This window comes from Pontibacterium sinense (assembly GCF_015209595.1).
Taxonomy (GTDB): domain Bacteria; phylum Pseudomonadota; class Gammaproteobacteria; order Pseudomonadales; family Balneatricaceae; genus Pontibacterium; species Pontibacterium sinense.
In genome coordinates this window covers 55953-78880 of sequence record NZ_JADEYS010000018.1, presented here as the reverse complement: position 1 = coordinate 78880, position 22928 = coordinate 55953, and the positions used below count along the sequence as shown (strand labels likewise).

Annotated in this window: 13 protein-coding genes; 10 read left to right on the top strand and 3 right to left on the bottom strand. The window is 49.5% G+C overall.

Translation table 11 applies throughout. The features are described from left to right. Window positions 1–8: 8 nt before the first annotated feature. On the bottom strand, window positions 9–2873 hold the full coding sequence (locus tag IOQ59_RS16225; protein WP_193954504.1) for an insulinase family protein: 2865 nt from the start codon (window positions 2871–2873) through the stop codon (window positions 9–11). Between the two features lie 263 nt (window positions 2874–3136). Here IOQ59_RS16225 and IOQ59_RS16220 point away from each other — a divergent pair, with 263 nt between their 5' ends. Continuing rightward, complete coding sequence (locus tag IOQ59_RS16220; protein ID WP_193954503.1) at window positions 3137–4360, top strand: UbiH/UbiF/VisC/COQ6 family ubiquinone biosynthesis hydroxylase; 1224 nt, start codon at window positions 3137–3139, stop codon at window positions 4358–4360. 136 nt (window positions 4361–4496) lie between these two features. Here the strand turns inward: IOQ59_RS16220 and IOQ59_RS16215 are convergent, their stop codons facing one another. After that, window positions 4497–5024 carry a phasin family protein gene (locus IOQ59_RS16215; protein ID WP_193954502.1) on the bottom strand — a complete coding sequence of 176 codons (528 nt, stop codon included), beginning with the start codon at window positions 5022–5024 and terminating at the stop codon, window positions 4497–4499. 428 nt (window positions 5025–5452) lie between these two features. Here IOQ59_RS16215 and IOQ59_RS16210 point away from each other — a divergent pair, with 428 nt between their 5' ends. The 8 genes from IOQ59_RS16210 to IOQ59_RS16175 all read left to right on the top strand — a co-directional run bounded on the left by IOQ59_RS16210 (window position 5453) and on the right by IOQ59_RS16175 (window position 17777). Next, window positions 5453–8368, top strand: a complete 2916-nt coding sequence (locus IOQ59_RS16210; protein ID WP_193954501.1) for an insulinase family protein — start codon at window positions 5453–5455, stop codon at window positions 8366–8368. A gap of 88 nt (window positions 8369–8456) precedes the next feature. Continuing rightward, a complete protein-coding gene (locus IOQ59_RS16205; protein ID WP_193954500.1) occupies window positions 8457–9317 on the top strand; it encodes a DMT family transporter in 861 nt (286 codons plus the stop codon). Window positions 9318–9465: 148 nt separating this feature from the next. Continuing rightward, entirely contained in the window at window positions 9466–9825 is a 360-nt protein-coding gene (locus IOQ59_RS16200) for a VOC family protein (protein ID WP_193954499.1), read from the top strand. Between the two features lie 152 nt (window positions 9826–9977). Next, entirely contained in the window at window positions 9978–11156 is a 1179-nt protein-coding gene (locus tag IOQ59_RS16195; RefSeq protein ID WP_193954498.1) for an FIST signal transduction protein, read from the top strand. Continuing rightward, on the top strand, window positions 11157–12596 hold the full coding sequence (locus IOQ59_RS21480; RefSeq protein ID WP_193954497.1) for a sensor histidine kinase: 1440 nt from the start codon (window positions 11157–11159) through the stop codon (window positions 12594–12596). Between the two features lie 247 nt (window positions 12597–12843). Beyond that, window positions 12844–14484: a methyl-accepting chemotaxis protein gene (locus tag IOQ59_RS16185; RefSeq protein ID WP_193954496.1), complete on the top strand. Its 1641-nt coding sequence runs from the start codon at window positions 12844–12846 to the stop codon at window positions 14482–14484. A gap of 269 nt (window positions 14485–14753) precedes the next feature. Then, a complete protein-coding gene (locus tag IOQ59_RS16180) occupies window positions 14754–16043 on the top strand; it encodes an NAD(P)/FAD-dependent oxidoreductase (protein WP_193954495.1) in 1290 nt (429 codons plus the stop codon). Window positions 16044–16211: 168 nt separating this feature from the next. Beyond that, complete coding sequence (locus IOQ59_RS16175; protein ID WP_193954494.1) at window positions 16212–17777, top strand: FMN-binding glutamate synthase family protein; 1566 nt, start codon at window positions 16212–16214, stop codon at window positions 17775–17777. A 75-nt stretch (window positions 17778–17852) separates the two neighbouring features. Here IOQ59_RS16175 and IOQ59_RS16170 read toward each other — a convergent pair whose 3' ends face one another. Continuing rightward, the gene (locus IOQ59_RS16170) at window positions 17853–20081 is read right to left on the bottom strand and encodes an NADP-dependent isocitrate dehydrogenase (RefSeq protein ID WP_193954493.1); all 2229 of its coding nucleotides are present in this window, start codon (window positions 20079–20081) and stop codon (window positions 17853–17855) included. A gap of 460 nt (window positions 20082–20541) precedes the next feature. Here IOQ59_RS16170 and IOQ59_RS16165 point away from each other — a divergent pair, with 460 nt between their 5' ends. Further along, entirely contained in the window at window positions 20542–22875 is a 2334-nt protein-coding gene (locus IOQ59_RS16165; protein ID WP_193954492.1) for an intermembrane phospholipid transport YdbH family protein, read from the top strand. The last annotated feature ends 53 nt before the right edge of the window (window positions 22876–22928 follow it).

The window sequence follows — 22928 nt, the reverse complement described above, 5'->3', positions numbered from 1 at the left end:
GGTGATGACTAAGTTTCAAAAAACTCCTGTCTTTGTTTCTTCTGTTTAATCTCAGTGTCGCAACGTTTGCCTATTTCTGCGCTATTACCATTTTCCGCTTTGTGTTTTTGCCCGTAGCTGCGAACCACCAGTTGCCTTGCCGCCAGGCCTTCATAGCAGTCGATCAGATCGTCGATAGAGAGGTCGGCGACGGCGTTTGCTAGGGCTTCATGACTATCGAAATCCAATGATTGATCATCAATATCTTTCCAGAATCTGTTAGAGCGGGCCGTCAGGTTTTTATCCTGCTTTAAAACTTTTGCGATGACACTTTGTTTAAGGCGGTCCAGCTGCATCGGATTCAAGTTTTTTAGTGTGGTTTCCAGATCTGATACGAAGTTCTTGATGTGAGTTTCAAGAAGCTGGGGTTCCGCGACAGGACTTTGTACGACAAGGGCAAGTCCCGGTGTCTTGACCATCATGACGGGGGTTCCGAATACAATATAGCCTAGCTGTTTTTCGGTGCGTAACTGAGTATAGAAGTCAGAAGAGACCAACTCACTCAGCAAGCTAAACTTGGCGTGAGTTTTGATCTGTGTGTCTTCGCCTTGGTAGTACACGCTGATGGCAGAGTCGTTGTGCCGGATATCGAGAGTTTGCACTAGTGGCTTACCGTCACTCAATCTAACCACGGGTGATTCAACTTCTGGGGTTGCTTGTTGAGCGGGGACGAACTGGTCTTCAACAATGCGGGCTAAGGCGATTGAATCATCGGTGGTGAGGTTGCCGTGGGTCATCATCTGAATATTGCTTTCCCGGAAGAGATTAGGCACAAAGTTCTCTATATCCTCAAGGGAAATGCTATCCAGTGCGGCAACTTTTTCTTCAGCACTCCACTGAGGTAGCAGCAGGCGAAATAGCTCACGCATGGTCTGGTTAAACGGACGATCCTTATTCGTATTCAGCAATTCGTCGCGGTACGCGTCTTTCAGCATGGTGAATCGTTGTGGGTCAAACTCGGTGTCCTTGAGTGAGGATGTGACGGTTTTGAGAAGTACGCTTTGTTTGTCGCTATAGCCGGACACTCTGACACTAAAGCCACGCATATGACTGTAGATCCGTGTGCTTAGGCCAGCCAACTCGGCGTCGTAGAGCGACTCGTTGAGGCGGTCAGATACCATCTGGGTATATAGCGCCGTCATGATGGCGTGTTCTACGCTGCTATTCGCATTGGGTGTGGCGACCGAGAAGTAGGTATCCGCTTTTGGTGTATTAAATTCGGTGTCCTGCAGGTGCCACAGGCGCATACCGTTTCGTTCAAATACGACCTCGGGACGGCTGACTTCCGCGTCATCCGTATTCGCTTTTACGACCATTTCATCGGCCATAAAAGGATTGCGGCTCCGGACATTTAGATCAGCAATGGCGGCAGGTTTTTGCCAGTTTTTCAGCTGATCGGCGTTTAGCGTATCAACCCGATAGCCGGTGTTGTACCACGGGTCTATTCGATCAGTTTTAAGGTCGGGTGATTGGGTTGTAACCAGCATGTTATTTGGCGAAATCTGATCAAGATAGGATTTGATCTGTTTGGCGTCGAAACGCTCCATAACATAAGGGGCGTCGAACACGTGTTCGACGGGGAACCGTTGCATCATGGCTGCAAGGTGGCTGACTTCCTTCATGGGTGTTGTGCCTTGATGAAACCGGAACTCCGCATCTTTCAGTCGCCTTTGTTCCTGATAGAGCGCCAGTTGTATACCGTCGCGACGAATCAGCTCCATATACGAAAAGAATGCTTCAATCACTTTTTGTTGCTGTTCAAGCCCAGCGTCTGTTAATTCAATTTTCACCTTAAACGCGGCCTGATCTTTCAGATCGATGCCGGTCGAGCTTGATAGGCTGTTGGCATACCCTTGATCTTTTAGATAGGCCAATAGACTGCCATGGCCTTCATAGCCAACAAGGTCAGAGATATAGAGCAGTGGTTTTTCCTGCCAGGAGTCCCGCACGCTTTCAACCGGGAAGGTGAGTGCCAGCGTATTGTTGTCCTTAAGCGACTTAATACTCAGGTGGGCGGGCAGTGTGCCGGTTTCAAACAATGGCGCGTCGACGTTGATGGGTTCAGCTTCTTTGTTGGGAATAGCACTGAATAGCTTTTCAACCATCTGCTTCAGTTCAGGGATGGACTCTTTGCCCTCAACCACCAGTGTCATCAGGTTGGATGAATAATACTGGTCATAAAACTCTACGAGGTCTGTGCGTACATCTCCCCCCAATGTTTTTATCGTACCTACGTCAAAGTGACTAAAGCTGTGGGAAGGATTCATCACCTGTTTGGTCACGGCGTACGAACGACGTCGGTCATCACGTATTTTGGACTTGTACTCGGAATGCACGGCATGACGTTCCCGATCAACGTATTTTTCGTCCAGCAGAGGGGCGATAAAGAATTGGGCGAATCGATCTAATGCGGGTTCAAGGTTGTCTGAGGCGATATCAAAATAGTAATTGGTATTTTCGTGTGCCGTGTAGGCGTTCATATGCCCGCCATGCGACTGTATGTAGGCTTTATAGGCGCCAGCGTCCGGATACTTTTGTGTACCCAGGAACAGCATGTGCTCAAGGAAGTGTGCGAGTCCGGGACGGGTTTTGGGATCAGCATTGGAGCCTACCGCAATATTCATTGCCGCAGCAGCCTTGTCAGTCTTGGGATCAGATATAAGCAGTACAGACAGTTCATTTGTGAGCTTGAATGTCTGCAACTCTCGATGGTCGTTGGGGCTTTTATGGATACCGGCATACGCGGCTTTACCCATAAAAACTAATGCGGTCATGCCCAATGCGTGCAGTATCGAACTAGCCAGCTTTTTCCGGGTCAGGCCTTTCTTAATCATGATAGTTCCCCACGAGTTATGGGTTAACCGAGACCCGGATAGAGTTGATCGGGTCCCTGAGCGTGAAACTATCTTGGGTAAGTCGGTAGATTCTGAAAACGTAAATCATCACTAATTTTATGCAAGCTTTTCTGTTCTGTCTAATATTTGATCAGGGGTTGTCTTTTGGTCGGTGGGATTTGGTGTTGATCTCTCACGAGCAGCGGGTGACCGTATTGGGTATACTTGCGAGAATTTTTTGTAATGGACGATGGCGGAAAACCATGAACAAACGGTATGACGTTCTGATTGTGGGTGGCGGTATGGTAGGTGCAACCATTGCCTGCGCACTGGGTGGAAGTAAACTGTCGGTAGGTGTATTGGAATATCAGTACCCCAAGGGATTTGATCCCGATCAGCCTCACGATCTGCGCGTTTCCGCAATCAGCGTAGCATCGCAGAATGTCATTGATATGGTGGGGGCGTGGGAAGGTATTCTTTCTCGTCGTCACTGCCCATATCGTCGTATGAAGGTGTGGGAATCTGATGAAGTACGTGCGTCTACCGAGTTTGTGTCCGACGATATTGCTCAGCCCTATCTGGGACATATTGTAGAAAATAGAATTATTCAGTTAGCACTGCTTGAACGTATGTCAGCTTTTGACAATGTTGATCTTATCTGTCCGGCCAAGACTGAGTCGATCGATTATTCTCCAGGTGCAAGCGTGGTACGCCTTGAAGATGGTACCGAAGTGATCGGGCGTTTATTGATCGCCGCCGACGGTGGTGAATCGCGTGTGCGTCAGGCAGCAGGCATTGGTGTCCATAAATGGGACTATGAACAGTGTGCTCTGGTTGCATCCGTGACAACTGACTACCCCCAGCAAGATATTACATGGCAACAGTTTACATCGACGGGGCCGTTGGCATTCCTGCCTTTACCTGGTCAGCATGCCTCGTTGGTGTGGTACAACACGCCGGCCAACGTGAAGCGTTTGATGTCACTGGGTGAAGATCAGTTTATGGCAGAGCTGACAGACACGTTCCCAGAAAGTCTTGGCAAGATCGATAAGTTATTGGAGCGTGGTTTTTTCCCTCTTCGTCGTCAGCATGCACAGGAATATGTAAAGGAAGGTGTTGCGCTGGCAGGTGATGCTGCGCATATGATCCATCCATTAGCGGGGCAAGGCGTCAATATCGGTTTACTGGATGCTGCCGCATTGGCTGAAACGATTTTGATCGCGCAGCGCAATGGTGAAGACTTCACCTCACTTGCAGTACTGAAAGCGTATGAAAAACAGCGCCGCAATCACAACTTGATGATGATGCAGGCGATGGATATGTTCTACCGGGTTTTCAGCAACGACAATGTGCCGTTAAAGATCGTTCGCAATATAGGGCTTGGTCTGGCAGAGCGAGTGACACCTGCGAAAAATAAGGTCATGCGGTTTGCGATGGGGTTAGACGGCCCGTTGCCAGCGTTGGCAAGGTTGGAAGATATTAACTGATCTATAGAACCATTGATTGCTTAGGCGGGAATATAAAAAATCCGGCCATGCAGGCCGGAAAAAAGGGATAAAGGCTGTAATAGCCAGAGTGGAACAAGTAGGGGGCTGATCGGCCCCCTATAGAGCGCATTCGGTATTACTCTGCAGCAGCTGCAGTGGTCTTGCGAGATGTTTTAGCCGGTGCTTTTTTCGGTGTAGCGGCTTTCGCAGCTTTTGCCGGAGCAGGTGCAGCAGCAGGTGCTACAACGGGCGCTTCAGCGACAGCTTCTGCTGCTTCATTCATGTACTTGCTAACTGTCTCGCTAGCGTCGTTCATGTATTTGGTCATCTCGGTTACGTAATCGTTATCACGCAGGTCCGTCAGGCTTTTTTCAACAACTTCGGTGATCTGATCTTTCGCTTCGTTTAGAGCGTCGTACTCTTTCTCTGCGATATCTGCCAGCTTAGTTTCCAGCGATTTGAAGTAAGTCATCTGCAGCTCTACCGCCTGAGATGGCTCTTTAACTTCGGTCAGCGCTTTCATCTGAGATACGCAAGAGTTTACGAAATCGGTAACGTACTCGGACTGCAGAGCGAACAGTTTTTCTGCAGCTTTCTTATTAATTTCAGCCACGTCTACTGCTGGCTGCATTTTTTCCTTTACGTCTTTCATCAGGTCGTACATGGTTATCACCTTGAGTATAAGCTGGTTTGATTCTTTTGTGCGTTGCAGCAATTAGAGTCAAATATAGTGGCTAAAAAATAACCTGTCAACTTCTATTTGTGCGCTGCACAAAAGTTTTATTTTGGAACTTTTGTTCTTTAAAAACACTTATAAAACAGAATAGTGGGCATATCTCTTTCACTGCTTCCAAAAATTTCGTCGCAACTATTCACTACATGTTGCGCTGCGGAAGAGTGTTTTTTGGAGACAAAACCGAAATTCAGCTTCTAGACTAGAACTTAATTGCAACAGTTTTTTGAAACCTGCGGGCTTCTCTATACAATCGACGATATATTGGCAGTGAAAAGCCAGATTCACCCTCCGGCTTTAATTCGGAAAGGGTGTGCAGGAATTATCGATATCTACATCTATATAAGGCTTCAGTTTCTATGCAAGTACAGGATTGTTACGCCAGCTTCATTTTTGATCGCGCGGAAACCATTGCTTCTCTTGGTGTTGAGGTGGCGGAGTACACCCACGTTAAGACCGGTGCCAAGCACTACCATATAGCGGCAGATAATGAAGAGAACGTTTTTCTGGTGGCGTTTCGCACCGTGCCGATGGATTCAACTGGTGTTGCTCATATTCTCGAGCACACCGCGTTATGCGGCAGTGAAAACTATCCGGTGCGTGATCCATTTTTCATGATGACGCGCCGTTCTTTGAATACCTTTATGAATGCGTTTACCAGCAGTGACTGGACGGCGTACCCATTTGCCAGCCAGAACACGAAGGACTTCAATAATCTGCTGGATGTGTATCTTGACGCAGCATTTTTCTCGCGTCTTGATCCACTTGATTTTGCGCAGGAAGGCCACCGCATGGAGTTTGCCGAAGCCGGTGATAAGACCTCGCCACTGGTATACAAAGGTGTTGTGCTGAACGAGATGAAGGGTGCCATGAGCTCTCCGATCTCCACCTTATGGCAGACTCTGAGCAAATACCTGTTTCCAACGACCACATACCATTACAACAGCGGCGGTGATCCAGAGTCTATTACGGACCTGAGTTACGACGAGCTGCTTGAGTTCTACCGAACTCACTATCATCCGAGCAATGCGGTATTCATGACGTTCGGAAATATGTCAGTAAGTGACTTGCAGCAACGTTTCGAAGAGCGTGCGCTGAATAAGTTCGACAAACTGGATGTTGAGATCGGTGTGGAAGAGGAAAAGCCTTATCACGCACCAGTGTGTATTGAAGAAGCTTACGCACTTGATCAGGACGATATCAGCGCTAAAACCCACCATGTGTTGGGTTGGCTCATGGGCCACTCGACCAATCTTGAAGAGCAGTTAAAGGCGCATTTGTTGTCACGGGTTTTGCTGGATAACAGCGCGTCCCCGCTGCGTCACGCGTTGGAAACGACTGATCTGGGCACGGCGCCTTCACCGATGTGCGGTCTTGAAGACTCTAATCGTCAGATGAGCTTTATGTGTGGCATTGAAGGCAGTGAAGCTGACTGTGCGAGTCAATTCGAGGCGCTGGTGCTTGAAACGCTGGAAAAAGTGGCGGAAGAGGGCGTACCCCAGGAGATGCTGGAAGCCCAACTGCACCAGCTGGAGTTAATTCAGCGCGAGATCAGTGGTGATGGGCACCCTTATGGCCTGAATTTGATTCTGGCGGCGATGCCTTCCGCGATTCATCGTGGTGATGCGATTGCATTGCTGAACCTAGATCCGGTGTTGGAATCTTTGCATGAACAGATCAAGGAACCTGACTTTGTGCAGCGCTTGGTCAAAGAATGGTTGCTGGATAACACCCATCGCGTACGTCTGACGTTACGACCGGATGCGGATCTGGCTAAACGTCGTGATCAGGTGGAAGCGGACAATCTCGAAGCGGTTCGCCAGCAGCTAAGTGATACCGAAGCCCAGGCGTTGATCGATCAGGCTGCGGCGTTAGAAGAGCGTCAGATGCAGGAGGATGATGAAAGCATCCTGCCAAAAGTGACGATCAACGATGTGCCGGATGAAATGAGTATTCCGGAAGCGACGGGTAAAGATCCTAAGTTGCCGCTGACCCAATATGAGCAAGGTACGAATGGTTTAGTGTATCAGCAGATCATTATGGACCTGCCTGCACTCAGCGACGATGAGCAACGCCTGTTGCCGCTCTATAGTCACTTGCTGACAGAGATGGGCTGTGGTGATCGCAACTATATGGAAAACCAGCAGTATCAGGCGCAGGTGACAGGCAGCGTACACGCTTATTCATCTATTCGTGGTGCCATTGATAGTGAGCAGGACGTGAAAGGTTACTTCACGTTAGCGGGTAAGGCGTTGGTGTCGAAGCAGGAAGAGATGACTGCATTGCTGCATGAAACGTTACACCATGCGCGCTTTGATGAAAAAGCACGTATCCGTGAAATTGTTGCCCAGCAGCGAACCCGTAAAGAGCAGAGTATTACAGGGCACGGACACAGTTTGGCCATTATGGCGGCGTTGGCACAAATGAGCCCAGCGGCACGCCTGGCACATGACACCCGTGGTCTGGAAGGGATTCGCGCTACCAAGCAGTTGGATGATCGACTCAACGATGAAGCGGAACTTCAGTCACTCTCCGACCAGTTATGTGCGTTGCATGAGAAGATAAAGACAGCGCCACGTCAGTTTCTGGTGGTGGCGGAAGCCGAGCAGCAGGATCAGTTGGCTAAATCATTGGCTGATACCTGGGCCGGTTCTACCTCCGCATCCACTGATAGTGGATTTGAGTTGGAGTCAGTGCGGGGTCAGGTTAAACAGCTCTGGACTACAAGTACGCAGGTAAACTTCTGTGCCAAGGCTTATGAGACTGTGACGGTTGAGCATGAAGACTCCGCGGCGCTGACGGTGTTGGGTGACTTCTTGCGCAACGGCTACCTGCATCGCGCTATTCGTGAGCAGGGTGGTGCCTATGGTTCCGGTGCAGGACAGGACTCTGCTGATGCGGCGTTCCGTTTCTTTTCCTATCGCGACCCTCGCTTGAGTGAAACGCTGGACGACTTTGATAAATCTGTAGCATGGTTGTTGGAAGAGGAACACGATCCTCAAAAGCTAGAAGAAGCCATTTTGGGTGTGGTTAGCTCCATCGACCGTCCGGGATCGCCTGCTGGAGAAGCAAAGCAGGCTTTCCATAGTGAGTTGTTTGGGCGTACTCCGGAGCAGCGTAAGCGTTTTCGTACGCGTATTCTGAAAGTGACAATTGATGACCTGAAACGTGTTGCGAAGACCTATCTTGATCCGGCGAAGGCCAGCCTTGCCGTGGTCACTAGCGAAGCAGCCGCGAAGGAGATGGTCGGTGACTTCGAGATTATCGCCATCTAATTAACACTGACTGCTCGTCGCTGAACCAGCCAGATGTCCCCTAAAGGGGCGTCTGGCTTTCTTCGTTTTGAAGGGAAGCAAAGTACTTATGGATTATTCTCCCGTGTATCGGGGTGCGTTACTGATTGTGTTGTCCGAATTTTTTCTGGTGTGCTCAGGGATGGTTATTAAACAGCTATCGGGTGAGCTGCCAACGGAAGTGATTGTCTTTGCACGTAACTTGTTTGGTTTGTGTTTGCTGTTGCCGTGGATCTTGCGCAAAGGCACCCGCGCAATTAAAACCGAAAGACTGCATCTGCATTTTCTGCGTGCGGCAGTGGGTGTCACCGCGATGACCTGTCTCTTTTATTCATGGGGACATCTGCCGTTGGCTCAAGCGGCTTTGTTGAAGCAAACCGGTCCGTTTTTTATGCCGATCATTGCATTATGGTGGTTGGGCGAGCGGGTGTCCGGGATCGTTAAATGGTCGATTACCGTTGGGTTTGTCGGCGTAGTACTCATTCTCAATCCCGGTGAGGGCACGTTGAACGTCGCGGTGTTTATTGCTTTGTTTGGTGCCATGTTGGGGGCATTTGCCCGGATTGTTATCCGGCGTATGTCTAGCACCGAACCCGCGAAGCGCATTGTGTTCTATTTCTCGTTTTTTGCGGCGATTTTGTCTTTTGTGCCTGCGATGCTGGTATGGACTACCCCGGATACAGAACAGCTTTTATGGCTGGTATTGATGGCGGGCACCTCCACGGCAGCGCAGCTCCTGTTAAGTAAAGGCTATGGGTTGGCACCTGCAGGGCAGTTGGGGCCCTTTACATACTCGTCAGTTGCTCTGGCGGCGCTGTTTGGGTGGATGTTATGGGATGAAAGCTTGTCGATGGTGAGTTGGGCAGGTATTGCTATTGTGACGGCTGCCGGCTTAATGGCGATGAAGGGTAAGAAGGTCGTATCGAAATAGAGGTAAGAAGGATTCGGTGGTAGGCAGGCTGCGGTAGAGGGATGATTGAGAAAGCATCGCTCTACCGTAGTTAATTGATGTGAGTTGTCTCAGAGGCGTCTTCCATCAATACTGCCTGTAACGCTTAAGAAAACGGTGGATTATTGGCATGTCTGATCATGAAAAAATTAATTACGTTGAGTTTCCCGCAAGAGATCTAAGCGCGACAAAAGTATTCTTCCAAGAGGCGTTTGGATGGGAGTTTGTAGACTACGGACCAGAGTACACAGCGTTTTCTAATCAGGGGTTGGATGGCGGTTTCTATCAAGCAGATATGCCGTCTCAGGTATCGCACGGCGCGGCGTTGATTGTGCTTTACAGCGAGTCACTGGAAGCGACTCAGGCCAAGGTAGAGGGAGCCGGTGGCATTATCAGTACACCTATATTTGATTTCCCGGGTGGAAGACGTTTTCACTTTACCGAGCCGAGCGGCAATGAGCTGGCTGTTTGGTCGGACAGGCAACCCTAAACTGGGTGGTCATGGGCTTAGTATCGCCAGCATTTTACTTTGGCGCTGTGCAGGTCTAGATTATCTGAATTAGATTTTATTTCTGACTACGCGAGTCACATTAGCCGTAGGTCATGCGTGTAGGCTAAAAGGGATTTTTAGGGACAGCGCCGATGCAAATTATTACGAACAGTGCACTAAACTCCGATCCATATGCTGCGGTAGATGAACTCTTAACCGCGCTTCCTTCCGATACATATCCCAGTCTGGCGATTTTGTCAGGTAATTGCAGAATGTTCTCTGAGGACGCCCTCGAACTGCTCTCTCAGCGTTGCCCAACGTTAGTGGCAGGCAGTTCTTGCCAGGGGATTATGACCGAAACAGGTGTTACACCCTCTGATAGTGCAGGGCTTGGTTTGTTTGCGCTGTACGACGAGGAGGGTGCTTATGGTGTAGGTGCTGCTGCTTTGGAGAATGATCCCAAAAAGGCGGGCTATGATGCGCTAGAGCGTGCGTTAGACGATGCGGAGCGTTCTTGGGAAACCCCGGATCTCATCTGGTGCATTCTGCCCCCCGGAAGAGAGGAGGAGGTGATTGAGGGCATGGTCGAGCTAATAGGCGGTTCTGTACCGATCATTGGCGGCAGTGTGGCAGATAATCAGATCGCAGGCGACTGGTGTCAATATGTAGCAGGGGAGTTGCATCGTGATCGGATCGTCGTTGCGGTGATGTTTCCGTCAGGAAGTATTGGGTATAGCTTTTCAAGTGGTTATACCCCTGAAAATATCAGCGCGGTTGTGACCCATGCGGAGGGGCGGCACTTACTGGCATTGGACGGAAAACCGGCTGCGGATGTTTATAACGAATGGACTCACGGGCTGCTGAATGATGTGCCTGAAGGTGGTAGCGTTTTGATGCAGAGTACGGTGAATCCTCTGGGACGTTTAGTCAACGAAACTGAAGGCTGTTCTGAGTATTTGCTGAGCCATCCTGCCGAGCTAAGCCCTCAACGTGGATTACAGCTATTTACCGAAGTCTGTGAGGGTGAACGTCTCCATCTTATGCGCGGAAGTCTCGATAGCCTGATCAGCCGTGCAGGGCGAGTGGTGGAGACCGCCAAGCAACTGTTGCCGGATAGGCACGCACCTCAGGGTGCCCTGATCGTGTATTGCGCGGGCTGCATGTTAACGGTGGCTGATCGTATGCCAGAGGTCGTTACCAGCATTGGTGCCGAATTCCCGCAACCGTTCTTGGGGACGTTTACCTTTGGAGAGCAGGGATGTTTTCTGGATAGCACAAATCGTCATGGCAACCTTATGATCTCAGCCGTTGTGTTTGGAGCGAAAGAATAAATGGAAACAATTGAACAGCTGCGTGAATCGCTACTCGAAACGACACGTCTGAAAGCTCAGGCTGAGCGTCATCATCAGGAGAGTGAGTTGCTGCTTGGTGGAATGCAGGCAGTACTGAAATCGGACGCTCCCGGTGAGATGTTTGCGCAGATGTTCGATGTTTTTCGCCAACTGCTGCCATGTAACTATTGTTTTGTCCTTGAGCCGTCAAAGCCTGGATGGATGTGTTGTACAGCTTGTTCTGACGGGGTTTTCCTCTCCAGCGAATGGCGGATCGATGCGTTATTTAGTCGGATTCTTCAAGGCAGTACGCTGGCTACATTCCGTATTGATAAGCTTCCTGAATGGCAATCTCAGCCTGAATCGCTGAAAAACGAGGTAGGATCAGCACTTTATAGTCCGGTGGAATTGCAGGATTCTACCGCAGTGCTCGTGCTGACCAGTCGTGAGATTGGGGGGTTTAGCAACAGCGATAAGAGTCTGGTCGAAAGGTTTTCCGCGCTGGTGGCTCAAACGATGACAAGCGTTAGGGCAAAGCTACTGCAACTGGAGAACCAACAGTTACGTCAGGCGAAAGAAAAGGCCGAATCGGAACTGGTTCACGCCGAAAAAATGGCGTCTATTGGCCAGTTAGCTGCAGGTGTGGCCCATGAAATCAATAACCCCATGGGGTTTATCTTCAGTAACTCGTCGACGTTACGTCAGTATGTTGATGATATTAGTCAACTGCTCTCTATGATGGAGCGATGGGTCGATAGTACGGAAGAGCCAACCGGAGACCAGCTCAAGCAATGTCTCTCAGGTTTTCGTGACTTATGGCGAGATCTGGACATCGGGTTTCTACGGGAAGATATGGCCAGCTTGTTAGACGATAATGACGCAGGCTTAGAGCGCATTCGGGATATTGTGGCTGCGTTACGTTCTTTTTCACGTCAGGATAAAGGAATTCGTGAAGCGGCCGATATCAACTCAGGACTTGAGTTAACCTTGAAGATGGTCATGAACGAACTAAAGTATAAAGCCGAGATCGTCACGGATCTTCAGCCGCTTCCTTTAGTTAACTGTCAGGCAGGAAGGCTCAATCAGGTCTGGATGAATATGCTGGTCAATGCCAGTCAGGCAATCGATAATTTTGGGACAATAACGCTCAAAACTGAGCCTGTTGAAGATGGCATTCTTGTATCTATTTCAGATACCGGATGTGGAATCCCGAAAGCGAGTCTGGCGCGTATATTTGATCCATTCTATACCACCAAGGATGTGGGTGAAGGTACCGGTTTAGGTCTGTCCATTTCGTATAGCATCATTGAACAGCATGGTGGTCGCATCGATGTGGAAAGTGAGATTAATTGTGGAACCTGTTTTCGTATCTACCTTCCGACAGCAATGCCCGTGGGGTTAGAAGAGGGTGTTGTAGGGGGCGAAGCAGATGTCGAGTAACAAAGAGCAGAAGACGGTAATAAGCAATACAGCCTGATCGTATTGCTGGCTTGAAATGTCGGTATTCGCTGTGGGTCAGCGATAGAAAGTTTAAACATACTAAATAAAAATAAGATAACACATTGGCTCTGGCGCAGGACGCGAAGTCGCGACGGGTAGTAGCTAAAGATCCTCTCCGTATGTGAAATTTGTTACGTAAGTAACAACTAAGGGACGCAGTACCAATAAGAACTCATTGGATATCCCTATGCTGATAAGCAATCTTTCAATTCGTGCAAAACTTCTGATGACCTCTATTCTGCCTGTTCTTGGGCTAATCGCACTGGTGTTCACTGCGTTAGTTCAGTTGAAGGCGGCTAATGAAGGGGTTGACCGTATATACAACCAACGCGTTGTGCCTCTCGAAAACTTAAAAACTATCGCAGATGATTATGCCGTTCTCGTGGTGGATGCGGTTAATAAGGCGAACTCCGGTTTGATCACCTCTACTGAAGCGGTAAAGGGGATACAGAAAGCGCGGATAGAGATCGATGAAAAATGGCAGGCGTATCGTTCACTGAATCTCCAAGGCGAAGAGCTGAAGTTGGCAGATGAAGCCGAATCGCTATTCCTGAAAGCCAACCAGGCTATTGATCGCGTCGAGAATAAGCTCAATTTGCTTAGCAAAATCAGCAATAAAGTCACTTCCCGTCTTAGTGATTACGATGGCCCTCTATACAAAGACATAGACCCGATCAGCGATAAGATAACCGCATTAGTTAACTTGCAGTTGCGTATGGTCGAAAAAGAACAGCGCGAACTTGCAGATGCTTATGAGAATGCATTGATCCTGCTGGTTGGTTTGGCATTGGCGGTGATTGTGGTGCTCAGTTTCCTGAGTTTTGCTGTATATAACTCGGTACGAAAGCCACTCGATAACTTGCGCAGCACGATGGAGCATATCGTCAAAGATGCCGACCTTACCACGGAAGTGGCAGTGGAGCGTGAAGATGAAATTGGCAGCATGGCGAAGAGTTTCAACATCACTATTCAGTCTATGCGTCATCTGATTGGTCAGATCAGTGGTGCAACCACAACGATGGCGGCCGCCGCGGATCAACTTACCTCTATCAGCGGTCAAACAACTCAAAGCATCAGTGCTCAGCGCCTGGAGATTGAGCAGGTTGCGAGTGCGATGAATGAGATGGTGTCTTCTGCACAGGAAGTTGCGACTCAGGCCGAAAGCGCAAACCGCGAAGCACAGAAAACGACGGAGCAAGCTGTGAGCGGAAATGAGGTTGTCGATGACGCAATGGATACGACCAATACGTTGGTTGGCGAAGTTCGGCAGGTATCTGAACGCATCAGTGCATTGGATAGCGACAGTGAAAATATCGGATCGGTCGTTGACGTTATTACCGATATTGCAGAACAGACCAACCTGCTGGCACTGAATGCTGCGATAGAGGCCGCGAGAGCGGGTGAGCAGGGTCGTGGGTTCGCGGTTGTTGCTGACGAAGTTCGGACACTTGCGCAGCGTACGCGTACCTCTACAGAAGAGATTCGAGGCGCCATTGAACACTTGCAGAGCGGCTCACGCCATGCGATGAGCGCTATGGAAACCAGTACCTCTCAGGCAGAAAGTGCAGGACAGAAAGCGTCAGAAGCGGGTGGCGTATTGCATGAAATCGCTGCAGCAGTAGAACGAATCACCAACATGAATATTCAGATAGCGTCGGCTTCTGAGGAGCAAACGAGTGTTGCTGAGGAGATTAACCGTTCGCTGGTGGCAATCAATGAAGTCTCCCAAGAAACAGATGATGGAGCGCAGCAGATAGCTCAATCCAGTCGGGAGCTGTCTGTGCTTTCAAATGATCTTCAGGCTTTACTGAGTAAATATAAAGTCTGATCAGAGTATTTCGCTTGTTAAGAAGGCCTCTTTAAGGGGCCTTTTTTGTGCCTTGTCGGTTTGTTTTACCTTCTATTGGTTACATAAACGCAACGATTAATTACAACTAAAGTTTATGTTTGTACTGGTCTCATGAGGTATTCTCAAGGCAGAACAAAGCGACTAACGTGGTGAAGTTACCTATCTGGTCGCTTGCGAATATAGCCTCAAGGGGAGTCAGGCCAGCGCTTTACGGAGTGTTGGCCTGAAACTACTTTGAGGAATGTGTAATGAAAACCATCGTAATTGTAGGAGGCGGCGCCGGCGGGCTGGAACTGGCAACAAGACTGGGCCACAGGTACGGCAAAAAGAACAAAGCGAAGATCATACTGGTTGATCGCAACCGAAACCACATATGGAAACCTCTGTTGCACGAAGTCGCGACGGGTTCACTCGATATCAACACCGACGGTGTGGTTTATCGTGCGCATTCCAGTATTCACGGTTATCAATTTCAGCTGGGTACAATGACCGGTATCGACCGTACCTGTAAGGTCATCAGTTTGGATGCGTTGCATGACGAGCAGGGCAAAGAGGTATTGCCAGCGCGTGAACTTGCGTACGATCAGCTCGTGATGGCTGTTGGTAGTGTGAGTAACGACTTTGGTACGCCGGGTGTTGCAGATCACAGTTTCTTTCTGGATTCTCACCTGCAGGCTGAGCGTTTTCACCGAGCATTGCTGAACCAGTTCTTGCGACTCAATCAGCAGTCTACGGATGGCACACTTAAGCTTGCAATCGTTGGGGGTGGTGCAACAGGCGTCGAGCTCGCAGCCGAGCTATATCATGTTGCTGATTTGATGAAGATGTATGGTATGCCCGATATGTCGGCTAAACGTCTGAAAATCACCCTGATTGAAGCCGGTCCGCGGATATTACCTGCGTTACCTGTGCGTATTGCGTTGTCGGCTAAGCGTGAGCTGGCGAAACTCGGCGTGACAATACTGGAAGATACGCGTGTTATTCGCGCTGACGAGCAGGGTTTTATCGCCAATGAAGAGCAGCGTATTGACGCCGATTTGATGGTGTGGGCCGCAGGCGTTAAGGCTCCTGATTTCGTACAGAAAATGGATGCGTTTGAAACCGGTCGCGGTGGTCAGATTATTGTTAAACCGACGCTGCAAAGTGCGGTTGACGATGATGTGTACGTGATTGGTGATTGCTGCGCGTGTGAACAGCCTGATGGTACTTGGGTGCCACCCCGCGCGCAATCTGCACATCAGATGGCTTCGTTGGTGTACCGAAATATTCAGTTGGCAGAGCAAGGTAAACCGCTAAAAAGCTATATCTATAAAGATCACGGCTCATTGGTGAACCTGAGTAAATACAGTACGGTCGGTAGCTTGATGGGTAATCTCACCAAGGGTTCAATGTTCATCGAAGGCCGTATCGCCCGGATCGTATATATATCGTTGTACCGGATGCATCAAATCGCCATTCATGGCTGGATCAGAGCCTCAGCGGTGATGTTGGCACAGAAGATCAGTAATGCGGTTAAGCCAAAAATGAAGTTGCATTAAGCGTCACTATTTCCTTTCAAAAGTTCTCCTGTTTGCCGGGGTGTGATCTGCATCCCGGCTTTTCTTTTTCCGACCGTCTATGCTTGTTGAATAAACTTTAAGCAACTCGGATACTTTTTCCACCGTTCTATGATTCCGCTTAGCGGGATATACGTGAGGAGAAGACAGATGGGAACCTGGGTCATGCTCGGGCTGCAGTTCATGTCAGCCCTGTTTATCTTTGCGCTCGGATTAGGGGTGTTGTTTATTGTCTACCTCTACATCAGAGATGTAACGCAGACCAAGCAGGCTATTCGCCGCAACTATCCAGTAATCGGTCGATTTCGTTACCTGTTTGAAAAGCAGGGTGAATTCTTTCGCCAATACTTTTTCGCAATGGACAGGGAGGAGATGCCATTTAACCGTGCGGAACGCAGCTGGGTGTATAGGGCGGCTAAGAATGTCGAGCGTATGATCGCGTTTGGTTCGACCCGCAATCTGGAGCCTCCGGGTTCGATTCTTTTTATGAACTGCGCGTTTCCGACCCTGGAAGAAGATGCGGTGCCGATCAGTGATGTGACAATTGGGCCTTACTGTAAACACCCGTACACCACCCATTCCCTGTTCAATATTTCCGGCATGAGTTATGGCGCAATTTCTAAACCTGCTGTTCAGGCTCTTGCAATGGGAGCTTCACGGGCTGGGTGCTGGATGAATACCGGGGAGGGAGGTCTCAGTCCTTATCATCTGGAGGGAGGTTGTGACCTGGTCTTTCAAATTGGTACGGCAAAATATGGCGTTCGAGATGAGGAAGGGCTGCTTAGCAATGAAAAGCTCAGAGAGGTTGCTGCCCACCCGCAAGTAAAGATGTTTGAGATCAAGATGAGTCAGGGGGCAAAGCCCGGAAAAGGCGGGATTCTTCCCGGAGGCAAAGTCACAGCCGAGATCGCCGCTATCAGGGGGATTCCTCAAGGAGAGGCCTCGGTCAGTCCTAATGGCCATCCTGATATAAGGTCGCCGGAGGATTTATTGTCGATGATCCAGCGGGTACGGGATGTTACGGGTAAGCCAGTTGGCTTTAAGGCGGTATTAGGTGATGTGAAATGGCTGGAGCGTTTCTTTGATCTGATTTTGGATAAGGGAGAGGCTGTTGCGCCGGACTTTATCACTGTTGATAGTGCTGATGGCGGTACCGGGGCAGCACCTCAGCCTTTGATGGATTATGTGGGACTGACTCTGAAGGAAAGTTTGCCGTTGCTGGTTGATATGTTGGTTGAGCGTGGGCTTAAAAAACGGATCAAGATCATCGCATCGGGTAAGTTGATTGTCCCATCCAAGGTTGCTTGGGCGCTGGCGACCGGTGCTGACTTTGTTACCTCGGCACGAGGCTTTATGTTTTCGCTGGGCTGTATTCAGGCGATGCAATGTAACAAAGATACTTGTCCTACCGGCATTACCACCCATAATCCGCGCTTACAGCAAGGGCTTGATCCTGCGGATAAAGCGAACCGTGTAGCGCATTACCATAAGTACATCAGTTATGGCGTTGGCCTGATTGCGCATTCGTGTGGGGTAAAAGAGCCGCGGCTGTTACGTAGGCATCATGTGAAAATTGTATCGGATCATGGATTGTCAGTGGCAATGGATAAGCTGCATCCTATGCCGGAAGAGCGCTCTTATGTGCGGGCGGAAGATATTATTGCGACATCTGAATCGGATTTAAGCCAGGCTGTCGGCCAGAGCAAACTCGATTAACAAAAAGCCCGGAGTAGTTTCCTACTCCGGGCTTTTATCGTCTTCAGTAGACGTTTAGTGATTGCCTAGCAGTGCTTACTTGTTAGCAGCAGCCAGTGCAGCGTTCAGTGTTTCACTTGGACGCATCACTTTCTTAACGGTTTCGCGCTTAGCGTGGTAGTAACCGTCCAGTGCAGCAGGTGTGCCCTGTGCAGCAGCCAGTTCAGCAACGATCTGTTCTTCGTTGTCTGCCAGTGCTTTTGCCAGCGGAGCAAACTGTGCAGCCAGTTCAGCATCTTCAGTTTGAGCCGATACTTCCTGTGCCCAGTACAGACCTAGGTAGAAGTGGCTACCACGGTTATCCAGCTCACCGGTTTTACGGGAAGGAGATTTGTTCTCTTCCAGCAGTTTACCTGTTGCTGCATCCAGGGTTTTAGCCAGAATAGCTGCGCGTGGGTTGTCGTTCTTGATGCCCATATCTTCCAGAGATACGGCCAGAGCCAGGAATTCACCCAGAGAGTCCCAACGCAGGTGGTTTTCTTCTTCAACCTGCTGTACGTGTTTAGGCGCTGAACCACCAGCACCTGTTTCGTACATACCGCCGCCTTTCAGCATTGGAACGATAGACAGCATTTTCGCAGATGTGCCCAGTTCGATGATTGGGAACAGGTCAGTCAGGTAGTCACGCAGTACGTTACCAGTTACAGAGATAGTATCGTTGCCGCGGAACATGCGGTCCATGCTGTAACGGATCGCCTGGTTGTAGGTCTTGATGTAAATTTCCAGACCATCGGTGTTGTGATCTTTCAGGTATTCGTTAACCTTCTTGATCAGTTCAGCATCGTGTGCACGTTTGTAATCCAGCCAGAATACAGCTGGAGTATCAGACTGACGGGCACGAGTCACAGCCAGTTTAACCCAGTCACGTACAGGCTCGTCTTTGGTCTGACATGCGCGCCAGATATCGCCTTTTTCAACGTCGTGCTGCATCAGAACAGTACCGTCTGCTGCAACAACGCGCATCACGCCAGGCTCAGTTTCGTAAGTCTTGTCGTGAGAACCGTATTCTTCAGCTTTCTTAGCCATCAGACCAACGTTAGGTACAGTACCGATCGTAGTCGGATCAAACGCACCGTTAGTCTTGCAGTAGTTGATCATTTCCTGATAGATACGTGCGTATGTGGACTCAGGCATTACCGCTTTAGTATCTTTTGGCTTGCCATCAGGACCCCACATCTTACCGCCGTTACGGATCATTGCAGGCATAGATGCATCAACGATTACGTCGGAAGGAACGTGCAGGTTGGTGATACCTTTAACGGAATCAACCATTGCCATTTCTGGACGGTGCTCGTGGCATGCGTGGATCGCTTCTTCGATCTCTTCACGCTGTGAGCGAGGCAGGCTAGCAATCTTGTCGTATACGCTGCCGATACCGTTGTTCGGGTTTACACCCAGCTTGTCAAACAGTTCACCGTACTGCTCGAACAGTTCTTTGTAGAAGACAGTTACTGCGTGGCCGAATACAATCGGGTGGGAAACCTTCATCATGGTCGCTTTAACGTGCAGGGACCACATGACGCCGGTTTCTTTAGCGTCGTTCATGCTCTCTTCGAAGAACTCGCGCAGTGCTTTAGCACTCATGCGCATGCTGTCCAGAATCTCACCTTTTTCCAGGCTCAGTTCTTTCTTAACTTCAACGTTGCCTGCAGCATCAATGAATTCAATGCGCACATCGCCAGCTTCTTCCATTGTGATGGACTGTTCGCTGGAGAAGAAATCACCGCCGCGCATGTAGTCAGCGTGAGTACGGGAAGCTTTGCTCCATTTGCCCATGGAGTGTGGGAACTTACGTGCGAAGGCTTTTACTGCGCCCGGTGCACGACGGTCAGAGTTACCTTCACGCAGTACAGGGTTTACAGCAGAACCCAGAATTTTAGAGTAGCGTGCTTTGATCTCTTCTTCAGCAGCAGTTTCAGGCGCTTCTGGGAAATCAGGGACGTTGTAGCCCTGAGCCTGAAGTTCAGCAACACATGCTTTCAGCTGAGGGATAGAAGCACTGATGTTTGGCAGCTTAACGATGTTAGCTTTAGGGTCCTGAGTCAGGTTGCCCAAGAAGGCCAGACCATCCTGTACCTGCTGATCGTCAGCCAGGTTTTCAGGAAATGCGGACAAGATACGGCCTGCCAGGGAGATGTCAGTAATTTTAACGTCGATACCCGCTGCAGATGTAAAAGTGCGGACGATTGGCAGCAGAGAAGCAGTTGCCAGCGCTGGAGCTTCGTCAGTCAGCGTGTAGTAAATGGTTTGCTCTGGTGTAGTCATTCTAATCCCCAAGTGTATATAGCTCTGGAATGGCCATAGGCTTCGTGTAAGGTGACTTGTGGTCGCCTTTGTCCCTTATCCGAACTTCGTCGGATTTAAACTCGTTGGTTATAATTTTTCGCGATGTAGTATACAGAAAAAATCATGACATTTGTATGTTGAATTGTTGCACCAAAGGATAATAAATCGACCTCTATGCCGCACTGCAGCAGGGAATAGGGCCTATATCTAAAGTCGGAGATCAGTGTAGATTTTTTACAACACCTCGTAGTACGGGCGTTTCAGCAGGGCTTTCCCAAGCGAATACACAACGAAAATGAGCACTATTTGACCGCTTGTTTCGCTCTCGCAGAAAAGTGATGATGGCGTGAGGCAGTGCGCTCGTTCAAACTGATATTTCAGTTGAACAATATGCGTGATTACGGGTCTGCTGCTATAGCTACTGTCAGGGAATAAAGGAATGTCCGGAGGACTGATGCGGCGTTTGTACATAAGCCTGATTGCGCTTGCAATCATTCCATTACTGTTACTTATGACGGCGTACGCCGCTACGCCATATATGGTGCAGTGGGGTGCAGCGCAATGGTTAACGGCACAGGGTTTTACAGGTATTACGCTGGATATTGAGCGCCCGGAATGGAATGAGTTGCGTGTACGCCAATTCACGGCTTCCAAAGCAACGGACAGTGCAGACCTGTTACTGGAAACCGGTGCCATTCTAATCCGGTTTTCTCCGCTAAAAGTGTGGGCGACACAAAAAGTTGACCTGATCGAGCTGCCCGCATCTCATCTAAGTGTGCGTCTAAAAGATCATGTGGCTGCACAACAGCCGAATAAACCGGATGTGTATCTGGATCTGGCGTCGTTTCTTCCGGCCGTTTGGTTTGCTGCGATACCGGCCGATCAGGTTCGTGTGGGCGAGTTGGACGTGGATCTGGATTATCCCGCCGGACAGCCGGACTGGTCGTTGAAAGGTGCATTGTTGGTTGAATCCGAGCAGTTGTACAGTCGCCTGCGGTTCTACCGTGAAGGGCTGGATCTTGGATGGGGGGATCTCGAGCTCAGGGCGGATAATCATTTTAACCTGCGGTTATTACAGCAGGATACGCCCTTTATCGTAATAGATGGCAACCTCAAAGCCGAAGATGCCGTGGTGCTGAACGCGAACCAGCTTATCGATTTGCAGGGACTAGGGCAGTGGTTGCATCGCTTTTTGCCTGACATGGAGCTCCCCGTGCTCTCCGGGTCTGTCAGTACGCAAGGTATATTTAGTCTCCCGCTTCAGGCCGCGCTATCTCCTGATACGATGCTCTCTCAGTTGGAGTCCGAGCATCGCTTTAATACCCAGGCAACCCTAAAAGGTATGTCGCCATTATTATCGAATGTTGCGCTGAATTTGAGCGGTACGGTTCATGTGTCGGATAAGCATGTCGTAGGCAATCTGGATAAAGGCAACACGGTGACGGTTATGAAACCACAACTCGCGGATGTTCGAATGAAACAGGCTAGGGTGACACTAACGCGTCCGATTGACTTCAATACCGAGATGAAGCGTGACGGAATAGCTCTGACCAATTTACCGATTTCTGGCGAGCTGTCGCTTTCACCAGTATCCATGGGTAAGCATCGTGCAGTTTTCAGCCCGGTACAGTTCAGTGTCGATTCAGCCGATCTGGTTCAACATCAATACAAGGGATCGATAAGTATTGCCCGTTTGAGCTTGAACGTGCCGGATCAGCGTCTGCCTGACATTTCAATCAAGACGGATTTTGATGTCGATCCACAGGTGCTGAGCACAACGTTTGATCTGAATACACGTGAGCTCCCACTGAGAGTCGCTGGGCGATCCTCTACAGATCTGGGTCGTATGAGTAGCGTCATACAGTGGACCTTGAAGGCGGTAGATATTGCTGGGTTAGAGAAGCAATTGCGTAATTATGTCTCAGTCGTTCCAGCAGAACTGACGTTGAAGGGTGGAAGGCTGTTGCATAATGGTGAGGCTAAAATTCGCGATACAAAAATGCATGTTAACTATTGGAATGCGGTCAATCGGGCTGATCTGACCTGGAATAAAACGGAACTGAACAATGTTGTATGGCGCTCTAGCGGCCGTTACAACGAAAACGGATGGCTCAATGATCGCGGGACGCTAAAAATCTCGCGTATTTTCAGCGGCGTAGAAGTGAATTCGTTGAATACGGAGTACCGTTTTATGCGTGAGCCAAGCGGTGAAGGCACGATTAAAATGTCGCCCGTGACGGCTTCGCTGTTAGGTGGTGATATTCGGATCAACGGATTTGAAACAGCGTTGGTACCACTGAATGTGATGACCTCTGTGGATCTGCAACAGTTAGATATGGCGGAGATACTTAAACTGGAGCAGCAGGAAGGCCTGAGTGGAGAGGGACGGCTCAACGGCCAATTTCCTATCATGTTTGATAACGATGGGTTACGCATCAGTGATGGTCGTTTGATTGCCGATGCACCGGGTGGGGCGATCAGATTTCAACCGGATGGCTCTGTCGCAGCATATGCCGCTGCCAACCAGGGATTGGCGATGGCGCTGGGGGCGCTTGAGAATTTCCAGTACGATACACTGGAGATAAAGTTGAACTATGCACCGGACGGTACTGCTCTGTTGAACACCCGTCTGAAAGGGCATAACCCTGATTGGAATAAGGGGCATCCGGTTGATTTTACTATCAACGTGGAGGAGAACATTCCAGATTTGATCCGTACATTGCAGTTTGCAGATGAATTGACGGAAAAGTTGGAAAAACGTTACCGTGACTAATCTCAGCATCTAGCTTTGCTGAGAAGAAAGGACGCGTATAACCGAGGTGTGAT